We start from the raw sequence: 787 nt of genomic DNA, 5'->3' as shown, positions 1-787 counted from the left end.
TCGATCCGACCTATCCCACCGAGCGCATCACTTACATGATGACCGATTCGAAAGCGGTCATCGGTTTGACCGTGCCATCGGTGCGCGCACGACTACCCGATGGCATCGACTGGTTGACACTCGACGAGGCCGCCGTGGTCAGCGAGGCCTTCAGCGCCCAGCCGATCTCCGATTCCGAACGCACAACCGTGCTACGGCCGCAGCATGCGGCCTATCTGATCTATACCTCGGGTTCCACGGGTGTGCCCAAGGGTGTGACCGTGACCCATGCCGGGTTGGCCGCGCTCGATTGCGAACAGCGGGAACGCTATGCGCTGACCGAGGTTTCGCGGACCCTGCATCGCGCGTCGCCGAGCTTCGATGCCTCGATGTCGGAGTTGCTGCTCGCGGTGGGCGCCGGTGCCACGATGGTGATCGCCGCGCCCGACATCTACGGTGGTGCGGAGTTGGCTGAGCTGCTGCGCCGCGAGCGGGTGACCCACGTCGTGATCACGCCGGCAATGTTGGCTTCGGTGGATCCGGACGGGCTCGACAACCTGCGAGTCGTCGTTTCCGCCGGTGATGCTTGCCCGCCTGAGCTGGTGCGCCGCTGGGTGGCAGAGGGTCGTGAGTTCTGCGATGTTTATGGTCCGACCGAGGCCACGATCGTGACGAACCATGGCCCTGCGTTGGCGGTGGGTGATTTGGTGACGATCGGTGGTCCGATTCGTGGTGTTTCGGAATGGGTGTTGGATCAGCGGTTGGAGCCTGTGCCGGTTGGTGTGGCGGGTGAGTTGTATATCGCCGG

General features: G+C 63.9%; 1 protein-coding gene. It reads left to right on the top strand.

Annotated elements, in window-relative coordinates; all coding sequences use genetic code 11:
- Positions 1 to 35: 35 nt before the first annotated feature.
- A partial coding sequence (locus GFY24_RS40880) for an AMP-binding protein (RefSeq protein WP_309231929.1) occupies positions 36 to 787 on the top strand: 752 nt, incomplete at its 3' end.

Source organism: Nocardia sp. SYP-A9097, assembly GCF_009649815.1.
GTDB lineage: Bacteria > Actinomycetota > Actinomycetes > Mycobacteriales > Mycobacteriaceae > Nocardia.
This window is presented reverse-complemented; position numbering and strand designations above follow the sequence as displayed.